The sequence below is a fragment of the Embleya sp. L77 genome, from assembly GCF_055557415.1.
The window spans coordinates 3,223,524-3,248,670 of the sequence record NZ_CM145710.1 but is presented as its reverse complement, the minus strand read 5'-3'; the positions used below and the strand labels follow the sequence as shown (position 1 = coordinate 3,248,670).

General features: G+C 70.7%; 20 protein-coding genes and 6 pseudogenes. 12 read left to right on the top strand and 14 right to left on the bottom strand.

What is annotated here, in order from left to right; genetic code table 11:
* Positions 1-48: 48 nt before the first annotated feature.
* The 3 genes from thpR to ACZOOI_RS43630 form a co-directional block, all read right to left on the bottom strand.
* On the bottom strand, positions 49-684 hold the full coding sequence (gene thpR, locus ACZOOI_RS43640) for an RNA 2',3'-cyclic phosphodiesterase (protein ID WP_465282363.1): 636 nt from the start codon (positions 682-684) through the stop codon (positions 49-51).
* Between the two features lie 89 nt (positions 685-773).
* Positions 774-1,040, bottom strand: coding sequence for a hypothetical protein (locus ACZOOI_RS43635; protein ID WP_465282362.1), 267 nt, complete (start codon positions 1,038-1,040; stop codon positions 774-776).
* A gap of 41 nt (positions 1,041-1,081) precedes the next feature.
* The gene (locus ACZOOI_RS43630; protein ID WP_465282361.1) at positions 1,082-1,972 is read right to left on the bottom strand and encodes an aminoglycoside phosphotransferase family protein; all 891 of its coding nucleotides are present in this window, start codon (positions 1,970-1,972) and stop codon (positions 1,082-1,084) included.
* A 238-nt stretch (positions 1,973-2,210) separates the two neighbouring features.
* Here ACZOOI_RS43630 and ACZOOI_RS43625 point away from each other — a divergent pair, with 238 nt between their 5' ends.
* From ACZOOI_RS43625 to ACZOOI_RS43615, 3 genes are all read left to right on the top strand, one after another.
* Positions 2,211-2,507, top strand: a complete 297-nt coding sequence (locus ACZOOI_RS43625; protein WP_465282360.1) for a hypothetical protein — start codon at positions 2,211-2,213, stop codon at positions 2,505-2,507.
* A 229-nt stretch (positions 2,508-2,736) separates the two neighbouring features.
* On the top strand, positions 2,737-3,003 hold the full coding sequence (locus tag ACZOOI_RS43620; RefSeq protein ID WP_465282359.1) for a hypothetical protein: 267 nt from the start codon (positions 2,737-2,739) through the stop codon (positions 3,001-3,003).
* 448 nt (positions 3,004-3,451) lie between these two features.
* Positions 3,452-3,619 carry a hypothetical protein gene (locus ACZOOI_RS43615; protein WP_465282358.1) on the top strand — a complete coding sequence of 56 codons (168 nt, stop codon included), beginning with the start codon at positions 3,452-3,454 and terminating at the stop codon, positions 3,617-3,619.
* Positions 3,620-3,943: 324 nt separating this feature from the next.
* Here ACZOOI_RS43615 and ACZOOI_RS43610 read toward each other — a convergent pair whose 3' ends face one another.
* The 3 genes and pseudogenes from ACZOOI_RS43610 to ACZOOI_RS43600 form a co-directional block, all read right to left on the bottom strand.
* Positions 3,944-4,978, bottom strand: a complete 1,035-nt coding sequence (locus ACZOOI_RS43610; RefSeq protein ID WP_465282357.1) for a GlxA family transcriptional regulator — start codon at positions 4,976-4,978, stop codon at positions 3,944-3,946.
* A gap of 899 nt (positions 4,979-5,877) precedes the next feature.
* Positions 5,878-6,087, bottom strand: a pseudogene (locus tag ACZOOI_RS43605) (zinc-binding dehydrogenase); the annotation flags it as partial.
* Positions 6,088-6,172: 85 nt separating this feature from the next.
* Positions 6,173-6,814, bottom strand: coding sequence for an iron-sulfur cluster assembly scaffold protein (locus tag ACZOOI_RS43600; protein ID WP_465282356.1), 642 nt, complete (start codon positions 6,812-6,814; stop codon positions 6,173-6,175).
* A 769-nt stretch (positions 6,815-7,583) separates the two neighbouring features.
* On the opposite strand from ACZOOI_RS43600, the pseudogene ACZOOI_RS43595 reads away from it, so the two are divergent.
* Positions 7,584-7,664, top strand: a pseudogene (locus ACZOOI_RS43595) (oxidoreductase); the annotation flags it as partial.
* A 169-nt stretch (positions 7,665-7,833) separates the two neighbouring features.
* Here the strand turns inward: ACZOOI_RS43595 and ACZOOI_RS43590 are convergent.
* Positions 7,834-9,552: a choice-of-anchor P family protein gene (locus tag ACZOOI_RS43590; protein WP_465282355.1), complete on the bottom strand. Its 1,719-nt coding sequence runs from the start codon at positions 9,550-9,552 to the stop codon at positions 7,834-7,836.
* A 524-nt stretch (positions 9,553-10,076) separates the two neighbouring features.
* On the opposite strand from ACZOOI_RS43590, the gene aspT reads away from it, so the two are divergent.
* Positions 10,077-11,759, top strand: a complete 1,683-nt coding sequence (gene aspT / locus ACZOOI_RS43585; RefSeq protein WP_465282354.1) for an aspartate-alanine antiporter — start codon at positions 10,077-10,079, stop codon at positions 11,757-11,759.
* Between the two features lie 77 nt (positions 11,760-11,836).
* Here the strand turns inward: aspT and ACZOOI_RS43580 are convergent, their stop codons facing one another.
* Both ACZOOI_RS43580 and ACZOOI_RS43575 read right to left on the bottom strand, forming a co-directional pair.
* Positions 11,837-13,525: a bifunctional aspartate transaminase/aspartate 4-decarboxylase gene (locus tag ACZOOI_RS43580; RefSeq protein ID WP_465282353.1), complete on the bottom strand. Its 1,689-nt coding sequence runs from the start codon at positions 13,523-13,525 to the stop codon at positions 11,837-11,839.
* Positions 13,526-13,834: 309 nt separating this feature from the next.
* A pseudogene (locus ACZOOI_RS43575) lies at positions 13,835-14,178 on the bottom strand (aspartate-alanine antiporter-like transporter); the annotation flags it as partial.
* Between the two features lie 307 nt (positions 14,179-14,485).
* Between ACZOOI_RS43575 and ACZOOI_RS43570 the strand changes: the two are divergent.
* From ACZOOI_RS43570 to ACZOOI_RS43560, 3 genes and pseudogenes are all read left to right on the top strand, one after another.
* Positions 14,486-14,738 (top strand): annotated as a pseudogene (locus ACZOOI_RS43570) (3-oxoacyl-[acyl-carrier-protein] synthase III C-terminal domain-containing protein); the annotation flags it as partial.
* Between the two features lie 44 nt (positions 14,739-14,782).
* A pseudogene (locus ACZOOI_RS43565) lies at positions 14,783-15,323 on the top strand (cupin domain-containing protein); the annotation flags it as partial.
* Between the two features lie 22 nt (positions 15,324-15,345).
* Positions 15,346-16,554, top strand: a complete 1,209-nt coding sequence (locus ACZOOI_RS43560; protein WP_465282352.1) for a cytochrome P450 — start codon at positions 15,346-15,348, stop codon at positions 16,552-16,554.
* A gap of 821 nt (positions 16,555-17,375) precedes the next feature.
* On the opposite strand, the gene ACZOOI_RS43555 is transcribed toward ACZOOI_RS43560, so the two are convergent.
* The 3 genes and pseudogenes from ACZOOI_RS43555 to ACZOOI_RS43545 all read right to left on the bottom strand — a co-directional run.
* A complete protein-coding gene (locus ACZOOI_RS43555) occupies positions 17,376-17,558 on the bottom strand; it encodes a YegP family protein (protein WP_465282351.1) in 183 nt (60 codons plus the stop codon).
* A gap of 182 nt (positions 17,559-17,740) precedes the next feature.
* Complete coding sequence (locus ACZOOI_RS43550) at positions 17,741-18,130, bottom strand: PRC-barrel domain-containing protein (RefSeq protein ID WP_465282350.1); 390 nt, start codon at positions 18,128-18,130, stop codon at positions 17,741-17,743.
* Positions 18,131-18,778: 648 nt separating this feature from the next.
* A pseudogene (locus ACZOOI_RS43545) lies at positions 18,779-19,035 on the bottom strand (oxidoreductase); the annotation flags it as partial.
* Between the two features lie 167 nt (positions 19,036-19,202).
* On the opposite strand from ACZOOI_RS43545, the gene ACZOOI_RS43540 reads away from it, so the two are divergent.
* A complete protein-coding gene (locus tag ACZOOI_RS43540; protein ID WP_465282349.1) occupies positions 19,203-19,640 on the top strand; it encodes a MerR family transcriptional regulator in 438 nt (145 codons plus the stop codon).
* A gap of 173 nt (positions 19,641-19,813) precedes the next feature.
* Here the strand turns inward: ACZOOI_RS43540 and ACZOOI_RS43535 are convergent, their stop codons facing one another.
* Complete coding sequence (locus tag ACZOOI_RS43535) at positions 19,814-20,713, bottom strand: helix-turn-helix transcriptional regulator (RefSeq protein ID WP_465282348.1); 900 nt, start codon at positions 20,711-20,713, stop codon at positions 19,814-19,816.
* A gap of 216 nt (positions 20,714-20,929) precedes the next feature.
* On the opposite strand from ACZOOI_RS43535, the gene ACZOOI_RS43530 reads away from it, so the two are divergent.
* From ACZOOI_RS43530 to ACZOOI_RS43520, 3 genes are all read left to right on the top strand, one after another.
* Positions 20,930-21,946 carry a zinc-dependent alcohol dehydrogenase family protein gene (locus tag ACZOOI_RS43530; RefSeq protein ID WP_465282347.1) on the top strand — a complete coding sequence of 339 codons (1,017 nt, stop codon included), beginning with the start codon at positions 20,930-20,932 and terminating at the stop codon, positions 21,944-21,946.
* Positions 21,947-22,000: 54 nt separating this feature from the next.
* Complete coding sequence (locus ACZOOI_RS43525) at positions 22,001-22,411, top strand: (R)-mandelonitrile lyase (protein ID WP_465282346.1); 411 nt, start codon at positions 22,001-22,003, stop codon at positions 22,409-22,411.
* A gap of 500 nt (positions 22,412-22,911) precedes the next feature.
* On the top strand, positions 22,912-23,679 hold the full coding sequence (locus tag ACZOOI_RS43520) for a hypothetical protein (protein WP_465282345.1): 768 nt from the start codon (positions 22,912-22,914) through the stop codon (positions 23,677-23,679).
* A 290-nt stretch (positions 23,680-23,969) separates the two neighbouring features.
* Here the strand turns inward: ACZOOI_RS43520 and ACZOOI_RS43515 are convergent, their stop codons facing one another.
* The gene (locus ACZOOI_RS43515) at positions 23,970-24,443 is read right to left on the bottom strand and encodes an SRPBCC family protein (protein ID WP_465282344.1); all 474 of its coding nucleotides are present in this window, start codon (positions 24,441-24,443) and stop codon (positions 23,970-23,972) included.
* Positions 24,444-25,147 lie beyond the last annotated feature (704 nt).

Here is a 25,147-nt window from a genome sequence, read left to right as displayed (position 1 = left end):
GATCCGGCGGGAGCACGTCGCGTGAACGTCGGCCGGCCCGGGCGGCGCTCACGTCGAACGGGACTCCTCGGCACCATCACCATCCCGGGTTCCCGCGCGGACGTGCGCTGAGAACCTGCCCACCAACGGCCACGTCGCCACGTCCTGGTATCGGGCCGGGCCGTCGCCGACGAGGCTCCGCACCAGGTGCAGCCGGGTCGCGATCCATTCCACCCCGTCGAATCCGGCGAGGTCGGCCGCCGGGGCGGCGAGCACACTGCCCCGAGGGCGCCGCCCGCCCGCCCCGCGTGGTTGGGCGGCGCGGGCCACAGTCACGTGACCGTGCCACGGCCGTTCCTCGATCGGGATGTGGCATTTGTCGGCCGCGCGCCGTACGCCCACGGCCAGGGCAGCCATCGCCCGCCGATCACCCCGGATCCCGATCCACAGGGCGCGATCACCGAAACGGCCGCTGCCGGTGAGCGCGAGGTTCTGCGGCGGATGGCGTGCGGCGACGCGGGCGAGCCGGGTCTCCAACCCGATCCGGGTCTTCGGCTCCACCGTGCCGAGAAAGGCGAGAGTGAGGTGCCAACCTCGGGGCCCGGTCCAGCGCAGTCCCTCGTACCGGGAGCGGATCGGGTCGACGGCACGACGCAATTCCGCCACCGCCTCGGGGGGCGGCACGAGCGCCACGAACAAGCGCATGGAGCCGTTTTCGCTCACCCATCCATCAGAACACGGCTGCGGCACGACCGCGAACACCCCATCCCGCCCGGTACACCTGTCCTTGTCAGTCAGTAGCGGAAGAACACGACCGTGCGGCCGTTGGGGGATTCGGTGGGGCACGGCTTGCCGAGATCCGCGACAACTTGGTAGCCCGAATCGCCGAAGCTGAGAGGGAAGGTTGGCTCGGCGAGGTTGAGGGTCTCCAGGTCGGCCTGGCCGGCGCCGAGGAGAAGCTCAGCCGGCTCGATCAGGTCCCCGGGCGGCATGCGCCCGTGGACCTTGGCATTCCCACCACGCGTGGTGATCGATGAACCCCCGAAGGTGGGCTGCCGCATGGCCCTCGATCAAGATCGAGAACAGGTTGAAGAAGCGTGCGTCAAACGCCCTTCAGAACACGATCAAGTGCCGCCCGGCCTGCAGGTCCCCAGTGCGGCTTGCCGCCGGGAAGGCCCCGTTCTCCGTTCTGCCCCATGAGCATCAGGAAGAGGCTCTTCATCGCGGCCAGCCCGCGGGCGCGCCGGATCGCCGCCTCGTCTGCATGCGCGTACACGTCGAAGAACCGTGAGGCCGTGCCGGCGGGCAGCAGCACCCATGCGGCGGCGAGGTCCCACGCTGGGTCGCCGGCGAACATGTCGCCGAAGTCGACGATGCCGGAGAGCGTTCCGTCCGAGACGACGACGTTCGCGGGATGGAGGTCGCCGTGCACCCACATCCGCGGGCCCTCCCACGCGTGGGCCGCAACGGCGTCGTCCCAGACGGCCCGGACGTCGGCAGCGATGTCGTCGGGGACAACGGCCTGGAAGAAGTTCTCGAAGCCCTCCGTGCAGTCCTTGGGATGGCCACCGCGGTCCGTAGCGATCGGTGCCTCGGCGGGCGCCTCCACATGGAGCGCCCGGAGGAAGCCCGCCAGCGCGTCGGCCGCGTGGGCGCCGCGGCTGATCGAGCCGTGGTCCAGCGGCTCGCCGGGAACCCACGTCATCACGGTCCAGTGCTTGGGGAAGCGCTCGGACGGTTCGCCGAACCGCACCGGCGTCGGCACCGGGAGCGGCAGGCGCGGGGCCAGTGCGGGGAGCCACCGCCGTTCCTTGAGCTGGTGCTCCGAGGTGGGGTCCATGCGCTGCATGCGCACGGCCAACTCGTCCCCGAGGCGCCACATTTGGTTGCCCCAGCCGCCCGCCACCTCGCGGATGTCCAGCCCTGCAAGGTCTGGATGTTGCTCCTGCAGCAGGTCGCGGACCAAGTCCGCAGTGATCTCGGTGTCGGTCATGCGAAGTCACAGTACCAACGCGACAGATGGAGCGAGCTCTCGCTCTCCGGAACATCTCGCTGTGATCCCTCGGACATCACCAATTCGGTTTCAGAGAGCTACGAATCAGAGGCATGGGACAGACCGGCCCCAAGTTCAGAGAAGCAGGCGTGCTCATGCACACATTGGTGCCGAAGGCGCGGGCGCATGTACCGACGGAGAGCTTGCGCTTCTCGAAGTGGGCCAGGAAGGCGTCCCCGTGCACGCGTCAGACCTGCGCGACCTCGGTGGTTTGGTGGCGTGGTGCGATCGACTTGTGGCCGAGGGCGGGCCGCTGGACGTTCTGGTCAACGACGCGGCGCAGACGATCCGGCGGCCGTCGGCGGCGTACGGGCTGTTGCCGGCGGCCGAGCGGGCCGCGCGCGGGGCCGGCGCGTTCGAGTTCGCGCCCGAGGTCGGCGCGTTCGCGCTGGGTCGGTTGCCCTCCGACGAGTGGGACCCGGCCGCGCCGCTCGTTGCGCAGCCACCCGGGTCGAGCCGGACGCGGTGGGGCTGATTCCGGACCGGGCTTCGGCCAACTCGTGGTCCAAGCGGGTGAGCGAGGTGGATCCGGTGGAGTTGCTCAAGGCGCAACTCGTCAATGTCACAAGGCCGTTCGTGCTGGTGAGCCGGTTGCTGCCGCTGCTGCGCGCGGCCGGGCGCGAGCGGCGCTACATCGTCAACGTGTCGGCGGTGGAGGGCCGGTTCGGGCGCGCGTCCAGGTCGCCCGGGCATCCGCACACCAAATGGCCAAGGCCGTGCTCAACATGCCGGCCCGAACCAGCGCCGAGGAACTGGCCACCAATGGTGTGTACATGACCAGCGTGGACACGGGCCGGATCACCGACGAGAAGCCGCTCCCGGCCAGGGCCCGGGTCGCGGCGGCCGGGTTCCGCACGCCGTTGGACATCGTCGACGGTGCGGCCCGGGTGTACGACGCCATCGTGCGTGGGGAGCGCGGCAAGCCGGTGTTCGGGTGTCTCCTCAAGGACTATCGGGTCGCGCCCTGGTGATCGAGGGGCATCCCGGACAGGGTCGGGTTCGGCCGGCCGGAGGGTGCCCCGGCAGTCGGTTTCGACCACCGGGACACCCCGCACGGAACCCCCGGTGTGGCGGCACGGGTCCAGTGAACCGGTGGGCTCGTCCGCGAACAGCACGTCGGGCCGGATGACCAGCGCGGGCGATCGCCACGCACTGCCGCCGGCCGCCGGACAGTTGGGCGGGCCGCCGGCTCGCGTGCCGGTCCATGGCGGTGCCGGCGTCGGTAACGGCGCCGATCCGAACCAGGGTGTCGCCGCCTGACCGGTCGCGCCTCGGCGCAAAGGCCGCCGTGGAGGCCCGTGATTTTCCGCTCCTGGTCAACAACTCGCGGCCTTCGTCACGGCGGTGCGCGTCCGTCGTCGGGTTCCGACGCGCCGGCGTCCGCGTGCCGGGTAGCGTCGGAGGGTGACACTTTCACGTATGGCCGCTCTCACCGCGGTGGTCGCCGTGTTCCTCCTGACGGGATGCTCCGACGACGACGGGTCCCCTACCCCCGACCCCGATGCTCCGCGCATCCAACCCAACGTCTACTACTACGACGGCCCCTCCCCCGGATTCGCGACATGGGGCTCCCCGACGCGGGGATGACCACCGCGATCCGGCGAACCGCCGGGCACGGCGCCCGCCGCAGCCGGTGACCGGGTACGGGTAAGGGCGCGAGCGCATCGCCCATCCGACCAACCTTGATGGGTGCGCGAGGGCGACGCGGTCCTGACCGGCACCACCCAGGCGGCGGCCAGCCTCGAAGGGATGACGTCCAACCGCCGAGCCGCCCCTGGCACGGCGCCGGGCCGGTTGGCTGGCCAGCTGGCTGTCTGGCTGTCTGGCTGTCTGGCGGAGACGGTGAACACCTCCCAGGGTTCTACCGGGTCGATTTCCTCGAAGTGTTCGGACGCGAGAGTCAGTAGGTGGTCACCGGTACTCCGGGCTCGGTTGGGCGGCGGTGTTGCCGCCGCTCGGGGAGTCGGTGGCCCGACGGTCGCAGGAGCGGTCGGTTCGGTCGGTGGTGCGGAACCGGTCCCGGTAGTCGGAGGGTGGGACGCCGAGGTGTCGGTGGAAGGTGCGGCGCAGCGTCTCGGCGCTGCCGAAGCCGCAGCGCCGGGCCACGGTGTCGATCGGTTCGTCGCTCTCGGCGAGGGCGCGCCGGGCGGCTTCGACGCGTACGCGTTCGACGTAGCCGGCGGGCGGCACACCGAGGTCGGCGGTGAAGCGGCGTTGGAAGTGGCGCGGGCTGAGGCCGCAGCGGCGTGCCAGCTCGTCGATGGTGTGCCGGGCACCGGGATCGGCGTGCACCGCGTCGACCGCCGCGCGCAGCGGGCGCGAGGCGGGGCGGGCACTCCACAGCGGCACGCTGAACTGGGACTGGCTCCCCGGGCGACGCAGGAACAGAACCAGGTCGCGGGCCACGCGGTGCGCGATCTCGTGGCCGTGGTCGTGTTCGACCAGGGCGAGCGCGAGATCCATGCCGGCGGCGACGCCGGCGGAGGTCCACAGCCGGCCGTGTCGGACGAAGATGGGGTCGGCGTCGACGATCGCGTCGGGGTGGGCGCGGGCGAGTTCCTCGGCCCGCCGCCAGTGGGTGGTGACCCGGTGGCCGTCGATGAGCCCGGCGGCGGCGAGCAGGAACACGCCCGTGCACACGGACGCGATCCGCGGCGCGTGTCGCGCGGTGTCGGCGATCCAGTCGACCAGGGTGGGGTCGGCGCACGCGTCGCGTACTCCGGGACCGCCCACCACCATCAGGGTGTCGACGTCGTGCGGTTCGAGGTCGGCGAGCGAGGTGTCGGCGTGGACCGGAAGGCCGCCGGCGCCCCTGACCGGTCCGGCATGCGGGGCGACGATGCGGCTGGTGTAGTCCGGGACATGGGAGAAGACACTGTGTGGGCCGACGAGGTCGAGCGGTTCGAAGTCGTCGAAGATCAGGAAGGCCACGCGGTGTCCGGTCATGGGTCCACCTTGAGTGCTCGATGCTCTGGCGTCCAGGTCATGTGTCCCACGGATCGTGCCATTGGCGGGACCGGCCGTCCGGCGTCATATCGGCGGGCCCCAGTACAACAGCGCGATCACTGCGGGCGGCAGCGGAGCGGTGTGCGGGGAGTCGGCGGAGCCGGCCTCGCGGCGGTGGCGGCGGCGGGCGGCGAACCGGGCACGGGCGGTCGGGGGCGCTTCCGATTCGGGGGCCGGCTCGGAGCTGGGCGCGGGCGACGCGCGTGGTTCCGGCGCCGCGCGGGTTCGGGTGGGGAGAACGGTCGCGGTAGGCGAAAGCCGGTCCGGTTCGGTTGCCGCTTCGCGAGGGTCGCGGGAGTCACCGGAGTCACGAGAGTCGGTGAAGGCCGTGGGCTCGGGTTGGACCTGTCGTGTGGTCATGCCCCCAGCCTGGGGCCGCCTGGTTCATGGCGTCTACGACAGGCATCCCACAGATCGTGCCACCCGAGCGGGGGTCGAGTTCATCGGGTCATCGCCGGCTCCCCGTCGGGTGACTCGATGCACCTCCTTGTCGATGCGCCTCCGTGCCGATGGCCTCTGATCTTCCGTTCTGTCGCAAGTTTGCTGAAACCCGAGATGTGGCTCTTGTTCAGCCCTGATCGTTCCGCCGTGATCGTTTCGGGTGTCCGTCGCTGAACTGGTCAACGTGCTCTTCCCCCGTGTCGCCCTGCCGCAGGTCGAGCTGATTCGCCCGATCGGCGGCGACTCACGCCTCCAGCGCGAGGCAGAGCACCTGCTGCGTCGCGCCCGGACTGCGCCGGAAAGTCGCGTCCTACGTACACAGGCCGTTCGACGTGCGGTCGGTCTTCCCGACGCACGGGTCTCGCCGGGGCCTCGCGCGCGAGGCCCCGGCGACGAGGTCAGACAGTGAGGACGAGTTTGCCCTGGAGGTGGCCGGCGTCGAGCAGTCGGTGTGCGTCGGCGACGCGTTCGAAGGGGAACGTCTCCTGGACGTGGACCCGGAGCCTGCCCTGTTCGACGAGTTCGACGAGACCTCGCAGGGCGACCGGGTCGGGGTCGACCGCGATGCCGCTGAAGCGCATCCCGGCCGCCTCGTACGCGGCGATCAGCCCCGCGTGTGCGGTGCACGAGGTCGAGCGCGCGGTCCACGGCGGAAAGGGTCGCCCACGACCGTCCGCACCACCCGCACCGGCGTCACGGGCAGGAGATGCGCACCTCGTCCCCCTTCGCGTCCGCCGCAGCGCTCGGCGCGCCCTCCAACGTGGCGCTCGCGACTTCGTAGCTGCCGTCCTGCCATTCGCTGGAGGCCTTGCTCATCGCCTCGGCGTTGGCTTGGTACAGGTCCCGCCATTCCCGCAGCGGGCGCGCCTCGTTCGGGTCGGTCGGCAAGGCGACGCCCTTGATCCGCGTCGTCAACGCGGCAAGTTCCGTACTCGCCTGGGACAGGCTCAGACCGACGGCGTTCAGGTCCTGATCGGCGACGGCCTGGTTGAGTTCGGTGACCCGTCGCGTGATGTCGTCGATCTTGTCGCCACAGATCCTGTTCACCGTCTCGACGTACGCCGCGCCGGTCTGCGCCGGCTTGCCGTCGTCCCTGGGACCCGAATCCCCGCCGGCACGCGGGTTGTTGGCCCCTTCCCCGCTCCCGCCGTCGCCCGTCACGTCGAACGGGCCGATGCCCATCGCGACCAGCACGCTGAGCACGGTCGCGAGCGTACCCACCAGTGTGAGGACCAGCATGAGCCTGCCGTGTCCCTCCTCGCGTCTGCGCTCGCCACCGGGCGGCGGCATCTGCTGCGGATACGACTGATAGGGCTGTTCCTGTCGATAACGCATTCTGTCTCCGGATCCCCGCGTTTCCCAAAGCTTCGATGCCCCGCGCACGCGCGCCGAGCAGACTTCAGGCCGTGCCGGATCCCGCCCAGTCGTCCGCAGGACCCCCCTCGCGGAAACCACCGACTGGACCGGGCCCCCCGCTCCGACCCCTGTGTGACTTGTGTGGGGTATTCGCGTCGACCCGGGCCGAAGCCGCATCGACGTCGATGTCCGGATGGACGGCACCGCACCGGCGGCGGTTCCCTAAGCGGGCCTTCGGAGATCACGACGAGGGATGACCATCGGCGAAAGCCCTGCCGCAGACGCCCGAACCAAGACATGGCGCCCATATCCGCTGCTCACTCGACGGAACCACGCCGTTCGTCCGTCCGTCCGCGGTAAGGACGGCCATCGACCGTCCACGAGACGGATTCGAATCGGGTGGGCGTGGTGGGCGTGGTGGGCGGCGTGTCGTGGATGACCGTTGCGGATGTTGGCCGCCCGCATGTCGCCGCGACGGGGGAGAGGTCCCGCAACGCGCCGATCGCGCTCATGAGCCTCCGCGCTCCCAGGCGTCCCCACCACGCGCGAGGCCCCGGACCGAACTCGACCTGCTCGCCGTCAAACCCGGGAAGTCCCCATCCCCCGCGACGAATTGCGCGCCCTCGCCGGGCTGAGCGCCGACTCTTCGGCCGATACCTGCGCGCGTACAGAGCGGTATCGGCCTGTCGGGTGCGGGGATCGGCGTAGTGCTGGATCATCGAGCACACTCTCCGCGGCGCCCCGCCGCCGGGCCCCCGAGCGCGACGGCACCTACGAGGACCTCGTCGCACAGCGTTCCCGGGCCCCGGCCATGCTCCCCGGCCGCGAAGCCGAAGCTGACGCCCTCGGCCCGCCGGCGGCCTCCTCGTGCCGAAACGAACACCGACGCGCATCGAATCGAATGCCGGGTCGAGTGCCGACACCGCCGACGCCAACGCCGAGATGCCCGGACACGGCGACCGCGAACGACCGCCGTGTCCAGGCCCGTCCCCCTCACCTCACGCGGTCGGGCACGTAGCTCCCGGCAGCGTGAGCGCCACCCGCGCGTGCGACACCACGACGCTCACGCCGGACAACAGCGTGATTCGCAGTGCGTTGACCGTGATCCCCCGGCCGCCGGGGTCGACCACCTGCTCGTTCACGCGTACCGTCGCCACCAGCGGGATCGTGATGTCCACGTTGACGTTCGGGTTCACCACCGGCACCCCGGCCACCCGCAGGTTCGCCAAGGTGACCGAACCGCTCGGCGTCGCCCCGCCGTTCGCGTCACCCTGCACCGTGGCGACCGCTTCGACGACGTCCGCCGTGACCAGTCCGCCGAGCAGGTTCACCCCGGCCGTCTCGGCGCGCGCGTTCGCCCGCTGCAGGCCGTTGGCGTCGATCGTGCCCTCCGCGCGGGTGGTGACCACGCCCGCGTTGCCGACGACGCCCAGCGACACCGTCGCGACGTTGCCGGTGTCGACCGCCGCGACGTTCGAGCACGTCACGTCGGACGCGGCGATCGGGCCGATGTTCGCGAGCGGGGACTTCAGTGCGGCCCCGTACGCGTGCGCGTCGAAGCGCATCGTGTCGAACACGACGCTCGCGCACCCGGGCAGGCTCACCCCGACCACGTTCGTGAAGCCGGCCGCGCAGTTCGTGTACGTCCCGCGCGCCGCCGAGGTCACCTGGACCTGCGCCGTGCAGGATTCCTGACCCGCCGTCAGGTTGCCGGATACGTCCACCGAGCCCGCACCCGCCGGCGCGACGACCGAACCGCCATCGCACGTCGTCGTGGCCACCCCGGTCGCCCGGAGCCCGGCCGGCAGCGCGTCCGAGAACGACCAACCGGGCTTGGCGCCCAGCTCGTTCGTATTCGTGATCGTGAAGGTCAGGGTCGAGGTGCCACCGGTGAGCACCGGCGTCGGCGCGAAGCCGATGTCGACCTGCGGGCTCGCGTCGACGAGCTTGACGTTGTCGAAGGCCACGTCGTTGCCGGTGCCGCTCGGCTGCTCGTTCACCAGCCGGATGCCGGCCTGGCTGCCGGCGAACAGCACGGCGCCGTTGCTGGTGAAGGTGCCGACCTTGGCCCCGCCGATCGTCGTCGTGGCATCCACGCACGCCTCGATCGGGCGGGTGAACGCGGGCGTGGCCTGGTCGCCGTCGAGCAGGTAGAAGCTGAACTTGGAGTGGTTGGCGAAGCAGTTGACTTCGGCGATGTCGACCGAGAACGCGATGAAGCGCCGCCCCGCGGGCAACGGGATCGGGGTTGCCGTCTCCAATTGCACCTTGCCGGCGCCCGGGTTGCCCGCGGTGTACGCCGTCACGGCGTGGTTCGTGGTCGAGGAACCGCCCGACCACTGACCGAGTACGCTCGCGAGGTGCTTGACCTGGGCCCAGTCGCCCGGGACGCACCCGCTGCCGGCGGGCGGTGTGGTCGACGCGGCCGGCGACGTGACCCAGCCGTTGCACGCGGTCAACCAGGCCGGGTCGGCGGTGTAGGTCTCCCCCACCGGCGGACCGCCGGTGTAGTTCGTGAGCAGGGTCGGCGTCGCACCCTGGCCGTTCTCGAAGCCCTCGGCGAAGATCGCCGCGGGCGCCTGCGGCACACCCGGTGTGCCGGGCGCGGCCTGCGCGCTGCCGGCGGCGAACGGTGCGGTCAGACCCGCAACGGCCACCGCGATCGATATACCGACGCTCCCGAAGCGTCCGGTGAGCCGTCTTCTCATCGTGGACATGACGAAACCCCTTACGTCGCAAGGTGTCCGACCCCACGACCCGCCCCGCGAGGCCGGCCGAGGACGGCGAGCCCGAACCGATCGCGGGCACCACGACCGGTCCGGCACATCGCCCCGAGCAGCACAGCACCCCCAACGCCGAACGACCGCCTCTCGGCAGCCAAACCACACCTACAGGTGACACCGTTGCGCGCCGGTGCGCCCACCGAACCACCACGCACCACCCGAGCGCCCCGAGCATCTCGGCCAACTGCCGGGGTCCGGTGCCGATCCTCCGCGTCGCAGCGGCCGATCTCGGTCGGGAACCGTTCGTAGCGGGCGTTCACGTTCGCCTGGTGGCGAGCCAAGGAGGTGGGGCACGCGTCCCGTCGGGCGGATGCCCCGTCGGGTCCCCGTCTGCGATACCCGGCGTCGGCCCCGCCCCCGCGCCACCCCATCACTCGTTCGGCGTTGGTGGCCTACCGGACTCGGGGACGGCAAATGTGATGCTTTATGCAATACCTGTTGTTTTGCGGAGGAGTGTCGTGCTCAATCTCATGCGGGAGAACGCCGTGCTGGCGTTGTTCGCGTGCCTCGCGTTGGGCTACCTGGTCGGGAAATTACGCGTGGGGCCGATCACGTTGGGCGGCATCTGCGGCACGCTGATCGTGTCGATGCTGATCGGCGCGCAGCACGTGTCGGTCGGCGCCGACGTGAAGAACGTGGCGTTCGCGCTGTTCATCTTCTCCCTCGGATACATCGCCGGTCCCGGGTTCGTGGCCAACCTGAACGCCAAGGGCCTGCGCTTCGGCGTGCTGTCCGTCATGGAAGCCGTCGTGGTCGTGATCATCGCCATCGTGATCACCAAGGCCGGCGGCCTGGATGTCGGCACCGGCGCGGGCATCCTGGCCGGCGCCGCCACCGAGTCCGCGGTCGTCGGCACCGCGCAGGAGGCGATCAGCAACCTGTCCGGCATCACCGCGGACCAGTCCAAGGAGATGCAGGCGCACGTCGCCACCGCGTATTCGGTGTGCTATCTGTTCGGTCTGATCACCATCGTGATGCTGACCAGCCAGCTCTTCCCGCGGCTGATGAAGATCGATCTGGCGGACGCCAGCCGCGAGTTGTGGCAGCGGATGCGCGGCGCGGACCCGACGCTGGAGGAGGGTCAGGAGGCGTCGATGCCGGCCCTGGTCGGCCGGACGTACCACGTGATCGACGGCAGCGGGGTCACGATCGCGGCGCTCGAGGAAGCGGTCGGGCTGCACGCCTCCGTCGAGGGCGTCAAACGCGGCACCAAGGTGCTGACCGTCGCCCCGGACCTGACACTGGCCCGCGACGACCGGGTGCTGGTGGTCGGACGGCGCGAAGGCGTCATGGCGGCCGGCGAACGGCTCGGGCCGGAGACCGCGGGCGTCCCCGGTCTCGAAACCCCGCTGACGGTGCGGGAACTGGTACTCACCGAGAAGAAGTTGGCCGGCAAGACGGTCACCGAGCTCAACCGGGCGTACCCGGTCGAGACCGAGGGCGTGTACCTCACCGGCCTGCAGCGGGTCGGCCAGGACCTCCCCGCGACCGGGGAGACGGAGCTGCGCCACGGCGACACGCTGACCATCGTCGGCAGCGGTTCCAAGGTCGACCGATTCCAGCGGAAGTTCGGCGCGAAGGTTCGCACCGAGAGCGCCGACTGGGTCTACATCGGCCTGGGCATCTGCCTCGGCGTACTGCTCGGCCAAATCGTGGTGCACGCCGGCGGCGCGGACCTCACGCTGGGCACCGGCGGCGGCTGCCTGATCTCCGGACTGCTGTTCGGCTGGTTCCGCTCCACGCAGCCCACCTTCGGGGCGTACCCGCCGGTCGCCGCACAGACCATGAAGGATCTCGGTCTGGCCATGTTCATCGCCGTCACCGGCCTGGCCGCCGGACCGGACGCCGGGCCGCTGCTGAAGCAGTACCCGCTGCTGCTGCCGCTCTCCGGCATCGCGATGGTGGTGATCCCGGCGTTCCTGGGACTGTGGATCGGCCGGAGGTTCCTGAAAATCGACAAGCCCATCCTCGTCGGTGCCATTGCCGGACAGCAGTGCTCGACCCCGGCGATCACTGCGGTCACCAACACCGCGAACAGCTCCGTACCGATGCTCGGCTACACGATCACCTACACACTCTCCAACTTCCTGCTCCCGCTCACCGGCCCGATCTTCGTCGGCATCATCGGCCTCAAGACCTGATCCACCGGGCCGACCGGAACGGCGGCGTGGGGCGCTACGGCTGCCGCAGTGCCCCACCCCGTTCCCGGGCCGGTTGCTCAGCGGCCGCTGCCGCCGTCGGCGCCCGGGCTGCCCGCGTCGACCCACTCGTGGTGGTAGTCGTCGAAGATCCCGCGCACGGCGTGGCCGATCCTCAGGTAGTCGAGATCGTCGAGGTTCGCCAGCGACGCGCGGATCGACCATTGCGGCCCGTCGAAACCGCCGCCGTTGAGAAGTACGACCGAGGTCTGTTCGGCGAGCCGGAACAGCGGGTCGATCGGCTCGTAGTTGGCTTCCAGGAACTGCGCGAAGCCGTCCCCGTGCACGCGTTCGGCCTCCGCCACCAGATCCAGTTCGATGTAGTAGCAGGCACGCTTCGGATCGTCCGCGATCCGCATCCCCGACCCCTCCAGGAGCAGATCGAGCCGGCGGCGCACAGTCTCCCGCAGGAGTCGCTTGTACGCCTGGCCCTCCTCCAGCAGCCCGAACAGCGAGAACAGCGCCATCTGCACCTGCTGTGGCAGACCCAGGCCCGCGGTGTGGTTGAGCGCGACCTGCCGCGAGTCCGCGACGAGCCGGTCGATGAACTTCAGGGCACCGGGCTCGAGCGCGATGGAGCCGTACCGCTCGGCGAGCCGCTGCTTCTCGGGGTCCGGCAGGGTGGCGATCCGCGCGTCGATCACGTTGTCGTCGTGGACGCCGATGACACCCAGCCGCCAGCCGGTCGCGCCGAAGTGCTTGGAGTACGAGTAGACCAGGAGCGTGTTGCGCGGCAGTTCGGCGGCGATGGTGCGGAAGCCGTCGACGAACGTGCCGTACACGTCGTCGGTCACCACGATCAGGTGCGGGTTCTTGTCACGGACGATTTCCGCCATCTGGTGCGCGACCCGCTCCGACAACGCGAGCGAGGGCGGGTTGCTGGGGTTGACCAGGCACACCAGTTTGATCGAGGGGTCCTCCAGCTTGGCGATCTCCGATTCGGGATAGCGCCACTCGCGCACTCCGTTCGCGGCGAACAGGTCGGCTTTGATGTCGACCACGTCGAAGCCGTAGGTGTCCAGTTCGGGGATCTCGATGTAGGGCGTGAAGATCGGCACCATCAAGGCGATTCGGTCGCCCTGGTGCAGGATGCCGTTCTTCATCAGCGAGTCGAAGATGTAGCACATCGCCGCGGTGCCACCCTCGGTGGCGAACAGGCTCAGGTTGTTGCCGGCGGCCGCCTTGCCGTCGAAGATCTCGTGGTGCAGGTAGGTTCGCACGACCTGCTCGGTGCACGGCAGAATGCGGTCCGGCATCGGGTAGTTGTCCCCGATGTAGCCGTCCACCAGCTCGTGGATCCACACGTCCGGATCGAAGCCGAGTTCGTCGATGCCGTGCCGCACGCACTTGTTCAGCACCTGCACACCGACGAGGCCCGGATTCGCGGCGCGGAACGCCTCGAATCGGTCCGCGACTCCGGGCTGTGTGGGCATGCCGCCCAGGTCGTCGGCGGTCCACACCCGACGGCTCTCGCCGAGCGCGAAATGCCCCAGCGCGAGGTACGCCTCGCGCGGCCCGGTCGCGATCCAGTTCGGATTGCCGCGCCCCGCGTTGAGCATCTGCCGTGCCGCCCGGTGCTTCTGCGCGTCCTCGGGACTCGCGTCCGCCGCGTGGGCCTCGGCGAGCCTGATGAACTCGGCCTTCAGCTCGAACGGGCTCAGCGCGGCGAGGGTGCGCATCTTCTCGCGACTGTAGGTGGCCTTGGGCACGGCACTACTCCTCGGGAGGGAACCGGGACGGGAATCGGAACGAGAATCCGGACCGGAATCGGGACGGAAATCGGGACGAAGATCGGGACGAGCCTGCGGAGTGGAAGGCGAGGGACGGGTCGGTCAGTGGGTGAGGAGCACGACGACCGAGCCCCGGATGGTCAGCAGCACGTTCCCCTCCGCGCAGGGGACCGACCATGTAGCCGAGGTGGGCACCTGGCTGCGCGCGTTCTCGTCGATCGCGCTGATCGCGGCGTTGATGCCGACCACGACGACGAACAGGCACAACGCGCCGGGCGGGACGCCGAGGATCACGTTCGCGAGCAGCGGCGCGCACAGGATCGTGCCGAGCGGAGGGGTGACGGCGCAACCGATCGCGACAAGGTTGGCCTCGCTCCGGCCCTTCGCCCCGCTGTAGCCGGGCAGTTGGCCGATGGCGACCTGCGCGACGCCGATGACCGCGGACCGGGTCGGCGCGCCGCCCAGCAGACCGGCGCTCGGCCCCGGCCCGCAGCCGAGCGTCGTGGCGAACCCCCAGCACGCCGGCAGTCCGGTCACGCACACCACCAGCGCGTTGACGACCTGCGGCAGGCTGTCCTTCTCTTCAGGCCCCGGAAGAACCGCGGGCCGACCTGGTATCCCGGCGCGAACAGGACGAAATCCGACGGGAGCTGGCCTGCCTCGCCCCCGTCCGACGGGCGGAGCCGCCTCGGGCCCGTACACGTGGACGGCACCCGTCGGCGACAGCGCGGTTCCATGCTCTCCTCCCGGGGCCGCCGCGGTCAGGGGTCGAGCGTCGCGGCGCCCGCCGGAAAGAGTGAACGGATCATCCGCGCGCCACACCGCTGCTGCGCCGTACGGGTCCGCGGTGCACCCGTCGGGCCCAACCCCCGCCGCCCCGCGATACCGGCGGGGCGCGCGGGATACGCGGCCCGATGTGGCGCGAACGAGCCGCCGCCCATCGTGCATGCCGGCGGGCCGCGGATCCTCGACGACCTGAGCATGTTCCCTCGAGGTCAAGCCGGAGGCGTTCGACCACAGCCGGGCCACGCTCACCGAATACGGGAACATCGCGAGCGCCGTCGTACTGGACGCGCTGCGCCGACTGTTCGACGCCGGGGGCGCCGCCGACCGGGCACGCGGCCTGCTGGCCGGGTTCGGCCCCGGCATCACCGCCGAGATGGCACTGGGCCGATGGAACCGCACGCCCTGAGCCGAGGGAACCGCACGCCCTGACCCCGCACGGAAGGAACCCCGATGACCGGACACCCGCACACCGCCGCCCCCGCGGCGACCGGCGGCCTGATCGCCCCCGGGCGAGGGCCGCACCCTACGCGCCGCGGCCCAGCACGTGACCTTCAAGGTGACCGGCGCGCGGTCGCGCCTGGCATCGAGCTTCGAGGTGCTCGTGCCACCGGGCTTCGACGTCGGCGCGCACGTGCACGCGCGCAGCGAGGAACTGTTCTACGTCCTCGAAGGCGAAGTCGACATCTTCGCGTTCGAGCCACGCGTGCGCACCCCGCACGGCTGGCGCGGATGGCAATCGCCCGAGGGTGAGCGGGTGACCCGCGCCACGCCCGGCACGGTCATCGCGGTCCCGCCCGGCTGCCCCCACGCCTTCGCCAACCCCACCGACGTCCCGGCCCGAATGTTCTTCCAGTCGTCCCCGCCCCCGGACCACGAGCGCTACTTCGAGGAACTCCTGGAAATCCTGTCCCTCGACGGGCCCGTGGATCACGACGCCATCGCCGCACTGCGCGGCCGCCACGACATCGAACAACTCACACCGCTGCGCCACGACCAGCCGGCGAGGACCACACATGACGCCCGACGCAAACGCCCCCCTGTACGAAGCGGCGGACCTTGCCGCGCTCGCCTTCGACCCCTTCCTCCACCAAGCGCTGCAGGGCGAACCGATCATGCGGATCCGGCTGCCGCACGGAGCCCCCGGCGAGTGCTGGCTGGTGACGGGACACGACGCGGTCCGGTTCGTCACCTCCGATCCCCGGTTCAGTCGCGACATCGTCGGCCGGCCGCTGCCCACCATGAACCGATACCTGGTTCCGCTCGACCGCGCGGTCAGCTTCGTCGACCCGCCCGACCACACACGCGTGCGCTCCGTGGTCTCCCCGGCGTTCAACCGCCTCGGCATGGCAGCCCTGCGTCCCCGCGTCCAGGCCGTACTCGACGAACTCCTCGACGCCATGGTCGCGATCGGACCGCCCGCCGACCTGGTCCGACACGTGACCTCCCCCTTCCCCATGCACGTCATCGGCGGCCTGCTGGGGGTGCCGCGGGCCGACCGGCCGCGCCTGTGCTCGTGGGCAAACGACATCCTGACCCGGGCGAAGGACGAGACGGGAGTCGAGCGTGCCCGACAGGCCAAGGAGGAGGCCCGCGCCTTCTTCCGCGAACTGGCCCGCGAACGCGGACTCCGACCGCAAGACGACCTCGTCAGCGACCTGGCGGCCGCCGTCGCGAGCGGCAGGATCGAGGAGGAGGAACTCCTCGCCCTGGCAGTGCTGATGGGCATCAACGGCTGGCACGCCGTCCGCAACCACACCTCCAACATGGTCCACGTCCTGCTCACCCACGACACCCTGCACAACCGGCTGCGGTCCGACCCCCACGCCGTACCTGCCGCCGTGGAGGAACTGCTGCGCTGGATCCCCCACAAACACGGTGTGGGACAGGCCCGCATCGCCACCGAGGACGTCGAGGTGGCAGGCGTCCTGATCCGCCGCGGCGAGGCCGCCTACGTCTCCTACGTGGCAGCGAACCGGGACGAACGGCACTACCCCGAGCCGTCCAGGATCGACATCGACCGCCAGGGACCGCCCCATCTGGCCTTCGGCCACGGCCCCCACCACTGCCTGGCGCCACTGCTGGCCCGCATGGAAGCCGAACTGCTGCTGAGCACCCTCCTCACCCGCTTCCCCCACCTGCGGTCGGCCGTCGGTCCCGACGACGTGGCCTGGCAGAAGGACGTACTCATCCGAGGCCCCGTGGCGCTACCGGTCACCTGGTAGAGCAACCGGCGGACCACCGACACGGCAAACCCGCGGACGGCCGATGTCGACCAGGAGTGCGCACGGCACGACGATGACACCGGGGCCTGCGGGGTGGTTCGCCGGCGCGGTCGCGGCGGTGGACGCCGGCTCCGATTCGTCGGTATGGATCAGGCGAACGATCCCGACATCGGTGCGCCAGTCGGTCGGCGGGCCTGCGGAGTGCCGGACCCGGCGACCCGGCGCGTGGGCCCTGCGAAGTACCGGGCGCCGGCCCGGCGCCCGGGGGCGGGGTGTGGGAGGCCGTGCGCAGCGGGTTGCGCCGCGGTGGGCAAAGTGGCGGTCGTTGGGCCCACCGGTACACCTCGGTCGCGTTCCACACGGGGTACCACTCGAATGCCCCGGCCCGCCCGGTGGTTCGCGAAGCCGCGCAATCACGGCGCGGCGGAACACGTTGGCCCCGTCACGACGTCCGACCGACGCCGGCGTCGGCGCCCGGCGGCGGTTCGCCTCGTTCCGGTGAACCGCCCACGCCGGGGCCGAGTCGCCGCGCGGTTCCGGGACCGGCTCCAGGTACCGAGCATGTCGCGGACCGCAGCCCGGACGCATCCCAGGACACCGGGGCCGCGTGTCGGGATCGAACTCGAGGCCGGTGTAGACGAATTGCGTGGCGAAATGGTCGCATCCGGGCCCCGAACCCCCTGACGGTCTCGGAGCAGCGCCGCCGATCCGAATGATCGGCGGGGCGGCCCGTGGAGAACGCGGAGACGGTCCACGCCGGGGCCCTCTTGTGGCCGGACCCGGGCCCGCCGCGCTCGCGAGGGCGGCGGGCCCGGTCGGGGTCACGAGTCCAGAGTCTCGACCTTGGCGTCGGCCGCGTTGCTCCTCACCGATTCGACACCCTTGAGACAGGCGGCCTTGGTCTCGTAGGCCTCACCGGTGGCGATTATCTCGCCGTTGCCCGCCTTGAGTCGGAACCTGAACTTGCCGTTCTTGTCGCTGTACACCTCGAACTTGCCTGCCATGGGGTTCACCCGGCCTCTCGATTCGTGCGGGCGTGGGACACGATGGGTCTCGGTACCCGCGGATGTGGGTCTTGGGTGCGGTACGGCCGCGCCGAACCGCGAATGTGGGGCGGAATACCGGCCCACGCCACCGGCGGGGACAGCCTCGCGGAGTCGGCGTCGAGGCCGGTACCGCCCGCCGGTTACGGCGTGCCGGCGGGGCCGGTGCCCGGGGTGCCCGGCGCCGTGTTGCCGTAATAGTCGCCGGTGCGGGTGCGGTGGTCGTGGTTGCCGAGGTGCTTGTCCTTGTCGAACTCGGGCGAGTTCTTGATCTCTTCCTTGGTGCGCGAGACGTGCAAGACCTTGTTCTCGGTGTCGATGCTCGCGATCGTGCCCGCCGGGAGCAGGACGTGCTTGCCGAAGATCCATACACCGGTGTCGACCACCAGGTAGGACGCGTCGACCTCGTCGTTGTGCTTGTCGACCTTGCCGATGTGACCGTCGGTGGCATGGACCTTGTAGCCGACCAGGCTCGTACCCACGATGTAGCCGGACTCGGGACGGTGACCCCACACGTTGTCGCCGGTGCTCACAGGAACCCTCCTCGGATATCGACGACTATCGACGACCCCCGCGGCGGGCGGCGAACCGCCGCCGTGCGCCCGGGATTCGTCGTTGCAATGGCTCTGCGCACGCCTGCCCCACCGCTCCCCCTCCACACCCATGGTCTGAGGAAAGGACGGTATTCGGCGGCTTGGTCGCCTTAACCGGAACGGGAGTGCACAGGAGGAGCCCCGTTCCGGCACGAGCCCAGTCCGTCGTGCCCCAGGCACGGGACGCCCGTGGCGACAGCGGACGGACGACACGCTCGGGCGAACTCGATCCGACTCGAACGCACGCACACAGTCGCCATCCGCGGTGTTCTCGCATCGCGCCGGTAGAGACCCGAGTGCTTGAGGTCCGCGCACTCCCCGAGGCGCCGCCTCCATCGCGCCTCCGCGTTCGTGCAGCCGGACGAGGGTCGCCGTACCGGCCGCGCGGCCGAGTGCGGACAGGGCCGGCCGCGCAACGCCACATCGGCCGCGGCGACACCTTCACCGAGGTGTTCGTCCGCGCGATGCCCGACCCGCGGGCTCACCCGAACGAGCGACCCATGACGGGACGGGAGCGGGGCAGAAACGAACCGGGCGGCGCGGCACAGGGTCCTCGGGGAAGGACCACCCTGTGCCGCGCGACCCACACCGCCACCGCCGAACCCCCGACCCGACTGGGCGCTGCGCGGTGGCAGCGTTCCGGGACGAGGACTGCCCGCCGCGGCTGGGCCGGACGCCCTCCGTGACGATCAGGCCGGCCGTGGCGCGCTGCGCGTAGTAGGTGGCCATGGAGGGCGTGGCCAGACCGCCGCCGGCGGCTGCCCGGACGCGGCTCATGGGGCCATCACGGTCCGGTTGGCCAGCGTGAGTGCGCCGAGGCGGCAACTGCCGAACAAGGACGGTATGAAGGACGGTATGTCGGTTCTCCTCGTGCACACGTGTGCTCCGATTGCCGAAGCACATGGGTACGCTAAGACCTGACACCCATGTCAGAGGCAACCGGAGAACACCGCGGATCCGTGTGGGGCGCACCCACACGTCCTGCGGTGCTTGGACCACGCGGGAGGCAGTCATGCGGATCGGGGATCTCGCGGCACGCGCCGGAGTAAGCGTGCGGTCCTTGCGCTACTACGAGCAGCAGGGACTGCTCACCAGCACCCGCACGCCGAGCGGACAACGGCAGTTCACGGAACACGACGTGGATCGCGTCCACTTCATCCAGGGGCTGTACGCGGCCAATCTCTCCAGCCGCACCATCGCCGAACTCATGCCGTGCCGCGACACCCCGAGCACGCACAACTCCGACGCCACGCTGGAGCGGATGGCCCGCGAACGCGAGCGAATCACGGCGCAGATCGACGATCTCCTGCGGGCCCGGGACACCCTCGACAGGATGGTGGCCTCGGCCCGGTCCTACCGCGAGTCGCTGCTGCACCCGGTCGCCGTCGCGGACGAAGCGGCGGTGCCCGAGAACTGCACACCGCTTTCGTCCCCGACCACCTCCGGGTGAGCCGACGCGGCGGCGGAGCCTTTGTCCCCGGCCTCCTCGCCTTGACCCGACCATCGATCGGTCGGAACCGGTGAGAACGCTTCGGGATTCCTGAAGCGCGGGCTGCCTGTCGTCACACGATCGTTCGACGACAGGATCGGCGTGATGATCCCGGCCCCTTCGGTCGGGGATCCTCAATCACTGGCGTGTGGTGCGGGCGCGGGCGCGGGCGCCGGGGTCTGGGGCGTGGCTGCCCAGGAGGCGAGCAGGCGCAGGCTCTGTTCGGAGGGGGAGGCGGGTTCGGCGGTGTAGATGGTGAGGGTGAGGCCGGGTTCGGCGGTCATCTCCAGGCCTTCGTAGGCGAGGGTGAGTTCGCCGACGGCCGCGTGGTGGTAGTGCTTGAAGCCGGTGCCGTGGTGGCGGACGTCGTGGGCGCCCCAGCGGGTGCGGAACGCGTCGCTGCGGGTGGAGAGTTCGCCGACGAGGTCGTGCAGGTCCTTGTCGTGGGGGTCGCGGCCGGCCTCGGTGCGCAGGATGGCGACGGTGATGTCGGCGGCCTGGTCCCAGTCGGGGTAGAAGCGGCGGGCGGCGGGGCTGAGGAAGGTGAAGCGGGCGAGGTTCTCCTGGTTGTGGGGGTCGGCGTAGACGTCGGCGTAGAAGGCGCGGGCGAGCCGGTTGGTGGCCAGGAGGTCCATGCGGCCGTTGCGGACGAACGCGGGGCCCTCGGTGACCGCGTCCAGGGTCCACTGCAGGCTCGGGTGCGGCTTCCACCGCCGGGTGGCGCGGCGGCGGGGCCGGGTGAGGACGTCGGAGCCGTCGGCTGTCCGGGCCAGGTGGAGCAGGTGGGCGCGTTCCGCGTCGTCGAGCCGGAGGGCGCGGGCGACGGCTTCGAGGACGGCCGGGGAGACGCCGGCGAGGTTGCCGCGCTCCAGTTTGGCGTAGTACTCGACGCTCACGTCGGCCAGCGCCGCGACCTCGCTGCGGCGCAGACCGGGGACGCGTCGCCGGGGGCCTGCGGGCAGCCCGGCCCGCTCGGGGGTGATCTTCGCTCGCCGCGAGGTCAGGAACTCGCGGACCTCTTCACGGTTGTCCACCCCTCGACAGTATGCCGCCGGGACCGCCGGAAGGGTGTACTGCCGGTACGCCCTTCGCCAGTGACTCGCTGCGCGTGCGGACTGGGGGTTAGCTGGATGACGTGGTGCTCTCCGCCGCGCCCGGCACGCCGGGCCGGGAGGAGGCGCTCGGCCCTGCACTCGGCGGCGGTGCCGGATTTCCGGTGCCGGACGCCTCGGCGACGTAAGGAACCCCCCATGCGCGGAGCAGTGATCCACGCCCCCGGTGACGTCCGGTTCGAGACCCTGGACGACCCGAAGATCCTTCACCCGACCGACGCGGTCATCCGCACGGCCGTGACCTGCGTGTGCGGCTCGGACCTGTGGCCGTACCGCGGCGCCGAGCCGGTCGGCGACCCGCACCCGATGGGCCACGAGTACGTCGGCTTCGTGGAGGAGGTCGGCAGCGAGGTCACCTCGGTCCGGCCCGGACAGTTCGTCGTCGGCTCCTTCGCCACCTCGGACAACACCTGCGTGAATTGCCGGAACGGCTTCCCGTCGAACTGCCTGCACCGCGAGTTCATGTCGACCTGCCAGGCGGAGTACGTGCGCATCCCGAACGCCCAGGGCACTCTGGTCGCCACCGACGAGGTGCCGGACGAGGAGTTCCGGCCCGGTCTGCTGGCCGTCTCCGACGTCATGGGCACCGGCTGGTGGGCCGCGGATGCCGCCGAGGTGAGGCCCGGCTCCACCGTCGTGGTCGTCGGCGACGGCGCGGTCGGATTGTGCGGCGTGATCGCTGCGAAGGAGCTGGGCGCGGAGCGCATCATCGCCATGTCGCGGCACGAGCCCCGGCAGAAGCTGGCGCGTGAGTTCGGCGCCACCGACATCGTCACCGAACGCGGTGAGGAGGGCATCGCCCGCATCAAGGAGATGACGAACGGGATCGGCGCGGACTCCGTCCTGGAGTGCGTCGGCACCGCCGAGGCCATGCAGCAGGCCCTGCACACGGCCCGGCCCGGCGGAAACGTCGGCTTCGTCGGGGTCCCGCACGAGGTCGCGATCGACGGGCAGGAGCTGTTCTTCTCCCACGTCGGCCTGCGCGGCGGCCCCGCCCCCGTCCGCCGCTACCTGCCCGACCTGATCGACCGCGTCCTCACCCGCCGGATCGACCCGGGCAAGGTCTTCGACCTCACCCTCCCCCTCGCCCGGGTCGCCGAGGGCTATCAGGCCATGGACGAGCGCCGCGCCATCAAGACGCTCCTCACGCCCTGACCCCCTCCAACGGACTCCTCACACCGTGCCCCCTCCACCGGACAAGGAGCAACCGTGCAGATCACCCGCAGCTCGATCGACACCGCCAAGGGGCCGACCGACTGGTTCACCGGCGACGTCTTCATCGACGCCGTCGCCGCCGCGCCCGCCCCGTCCCGGGTCACCGCCAACCTGGTGCACTTCACGCCCGGCGCCCGCACCCACTGGCACCGCCACCCGCTGGGCCAGACCGTCTTCGTCACCGAAGGCGTCGGCCTGTGTCAGCGTCGCGGCGGACCGGTGGAGGTCATCCGGCCCGGCGACCGTGTCCTGTTCGAGGCCGACGAGGAGCATTGGCACGGCGCCGCCCCGAACCGGCTGATGGTCCACCTGGCCATCAACGAGGGCGACGCCGAGCACGACGTCGTGCACTGGCTGACACCCGTCACCGATGCCGAGTACGCCGCTGCTCCGGTATCCGTCTGACCTCACGCCCGGCCTCGCCGCCATGCCTGCATGGCGGCCCTGGAGGTCCTCTCCACGCACTCCCGCCCCCACTTGGCGATCCCGGCTCGCCGATCACGACGCGTCCGGCCGGGACCGGTTCAGGCATGCAACGACCGGACCAATAGGGCTTGGTGACGCACGATCAGGAACCGGGGCGGTAGCCGTTCGGTACCCCGTCCACGAACACGACGCTCCGGTCGATGTGGTTGGTGCGGTACGGAAGGGTCGCCTGATAGGCATCCGATCCGTACCAGGCGTGCGCGTCGTCCGGCGTCGGGCTGCCTCGATCGCCCTGTCCGGATCGGCCGCCGCCGCGTCGGGTCCCTTCGCGGCGGCCTCGATGGCGTTCGACCCCCACCGCCGCCCGGGGCGGTGTGCACCGAACCGTGGACGAGCATCTCCCCGCCCGAAGGGGGTCGCGGAAGCCCTGTGCGAGGATGCGCGCGGCCCCACCATCGAACGATTGGCCGATCCGGTTCATGCGCCCCACCCGCGGACGTTTCACCATCCCCCTCATCCCTCTGCTCCTGGCGGCCGGCGCGTGTGGGCCCGACTCCGACAATGCCCGCAATGCGAGACACGGGTCGAACGGCCCGGTCGCCGCGGCGAGTTCGGCTGCAAGCCCGTCGAACGTTGCGTCCGACGCGCCGAAGGGCCGGGAGTTCACCGCCGAGCAATTGCGGGCGGCCTGGGTCGTGGAGCGGGACCTGCCGAGAGGGTGGACGCCGACGGGGGAGGTCACCCGGCCCGCGTTGCATCCGAAGGCGGCCAAGCCGCAGTGCCAGCCGATCGCCGATCTGGAGGATCTGTCCGGGGCCGCCGCGCCGAGGGCTGTGACCCACCTCGGACTGGAGTCGGAGGAGGCGCCGGGCACCTCCCACTCGGTGAGCATCGCTCTCCTTTCCGGGGACGACGCGATTGGGGCCCTGGAGGCGGCGAGGAAGGCATTGCCGTCGTGCGGCGACTTCGCGGAGACGACCGACAACCCCGCCCCCGAGGAGAGTTCCACCGTCGAGTACGCGTTGACCGGCGGCGCCGGCTACGACCTCGGTGACGACAGCCTGTCGCTTCGATTCGGCACGGACGACGGGCAGTACTCGATCGTCGTCACCGTGGTCCGGGTAGGGCCGGTACTGCTCAGAAGCATGTCCGCGGCCATGTTCGGCCCACCACCGGTGGCGATACCCGAGGCGGTCATGAAGGCGCAGGTCGACAAGGTCGCGGCGATCACGCGCCCCGCACAATGAGATTCAGCGACGACACCCGCCTACGACCGAGTGGTCGTCGGCGGGTGTCGTCTGTCGCCGGCGGTACACAAGGCGCGGATCACCGGAGGCCGAACGCGAACGACTCCGACCGTACTCGGCCGCCACCGCAGCTGCAGCGGCTTGTGCTCGGCGTCTGCCGGCCGAGCCGGAGGCGGCAGCCAACGACCGGGCAGCGCGGCCAAGGCCCGCCGAAGCCCGGACGGGCCTCGCGCTCCGCGACCCGCCGCGCCGGAAGGTAGGGATTACTGACCGGGTGCGGGCTGTGCCGATCAGACTGGATGATGGTCGGAGACGGCGTTGAGTTCGATGCCGTGTTCCAGCAGGGCCTTCATGGCGCACAGGGCTGAGGCGAATCCGCCGACGGTGTCGTTCACCCAGCGCACGACATCATCCCCCGAGCCCTCGAAACCGGTCTCGGTGACCTCGACGAACGTGGCTCCTGCCGCGTGTGGCGTGAACCGCAACTCAACGGTCGTCGGCTGCCCGTAGTTGCCCCACTCGAACCGGATCAGCCGGGCCTCCTGGACCTCCTTGACCCGGACTTCGGCCGATGCACCATACGTCTCCCACTCCCAGCGCAACTCGGCTCCCGCAACCATCGGACCGCTGCTCTTGCTGTACCAGAATCGGGAGGTCACAGCCGGGTCGGCGAAGGCACGGAACGCCTCCTCGGCGGGCTTGCGAACGATCAAGCAGGCGTACGCGGCATGGGCGCGCGAGAGCGCGGAGTCAGGGGTCTCCATACGGATAATCATGCCCTACGGGCGCCCCTGTCCCCCAGGATTCGGCCCCACTCGTCCGTGAACACCACGGCGTTCGCGCTCAGTTCGAGGAGGTTCGCAGCGCACCGCCGGACAAATCGCCGGCCCGACCCGCCTGATCCGCCGAGCCGCGCTCACGCCATCGTCGACGACACCGAACGCACCACCGGAACCGGCCTCGACACCGTGCGCCTGAACCACCTCTCCGGCGCTTCATCCAACTCCCCCACACCCGGCGGCAACGTCGTGTCGTCGACGCGGAGTACGACGCGGTGGACTAGTGCCCGCACCGGGTGGGCCTCGGGCCTCCCCCGAACGCCCGCCCGGTCCGGGGCGGTTCGGCTGGTTCGGGTGATCGGTCCGCAACCGAAGGTTCACGCAGGGTCGTCTCCGGTGGCATGACGTCGTCCCCCACGTTTTCGCCCACACCCCCGCCGTGGCCGTACTGCGCGGAAGGCGCGACCACAAGCGACCCCGTCGGATGCCGGGGCATACACGTCACCGGACATGCCCGGTGCCTGGCCCACCTCAACCCCACCGACCGGGCCGCGTACCTGGCCACCCTGACGCCGGGCGCCGACGTCGACCACCGCGGCACCACCTTCGACGCGCCCCTCCTGGCCGCACTCCTCGACGCACTCCGCGACCCCACCACCCACCCACGTCTCGGCACGGCCGCGTTCGAC

Bases quoted from the DNA above. Each gene is read 5' to 3' on its own strand.
- thpR (WP_465282363.1), bottom strand. From the start codon at position 684: ATGCGCTTGTTCGTGGCGCTCGTGCCGCCCCCCGAGGCGGTGGCGGAA.
- ACZOOI_RS43635 (WP_465282362.1), bottom strand. From the start codon at position 1,040: ATGCGGCAGCCCACCTTCGGGGGTTCATCGATCACCACGCGTGGTGGG.
- ACZOOI_RS43630 (WP_465282361.1), bottom strand. From the start codon at position 1,972: ATGACCGACACCGAGATCACTGCGGACTTGGTCCGCGACCTGCTGCAG.
- ACZOOI_RS43620 (WP_465282359.1), top strand. From the start codon at position 2,737: ATGGCCAAGGCCGTGCTCAACATGCCGGCCCGAACCAGCGCCGAGGAA.
- ACZOOI_RS43615 (WP_465282358.1), top strand. From the start codon at position 3,452: ATGGCCGCTCTCACCGCGGTGGTCGCCGTGTTCCTCCTGACGGGATGC.
- ACZOOI_RS43610 (WP_465282357.1), bottom strand. From the start codon at position 4,978: ATGACCGGACACCGCGTGGCCTTCCTGATCTTCGACGACTTCGAACCG.
- ACZOOI_RS43600 (WP_465282356.1), bottom strand. From the start codon at position 6,814: ATGCGTTATCGACAGGAACAGCCCTATCAGTCGTATCCGCAGCAGATG.
- ACZOOI_RS43590 (WP_465282355.1), bottom strand. From the start codon at position 9,552: ATGTCCACGATGAGAAGACGGCTCACCGGACGCTTCGGGAGCGTCGGT.
- ACZOOI_RS43560 (WP_465282352.1), top strand. From the start codon at position 15,346: ATGACGCCCGACGCAAACGCCCCCCTGTACGAAGCGGCGGACCTTGCC.
- ACZOOI_RS43555 (WP_465282351.1), bottom strand. From the start codon at position 17,558: ATGGCAGGCAAGTTCGAGGTGTACAGCGACAAGAACGGCAAGTTCAGG.
- ACZOOI_RS43540 (WP_465282349.1), top strand. From the start codon at position 19,203: ATGCGGATCGGGGATCTCGCGGCACGCGCCGGAGTAAGCGTGCGGTCC.
- ACZOOI_RS43530 (WP_465282347.1), top strand. From the start codon at position 20,930: ATGCGCGGAGCAGTGATCCACGCCCCCGGTGACGTCCGGTTCGAGACC.
- ACZOOI_RS43520 (WP_465282345.1), top strand. From the start codon at position 22,912: ATGCGCCCCACCCGCGGACGTTTCACCATCCCCCTCATCCCTCTGCTC.
- ACZOOI_RS43515 (WP_465282344.1), bottom strand. From the start codon at position 24,443: ATGGAGACCCCTGACTCCGCGCTCTCGCGCGCCCATGCCGCGTACGCC.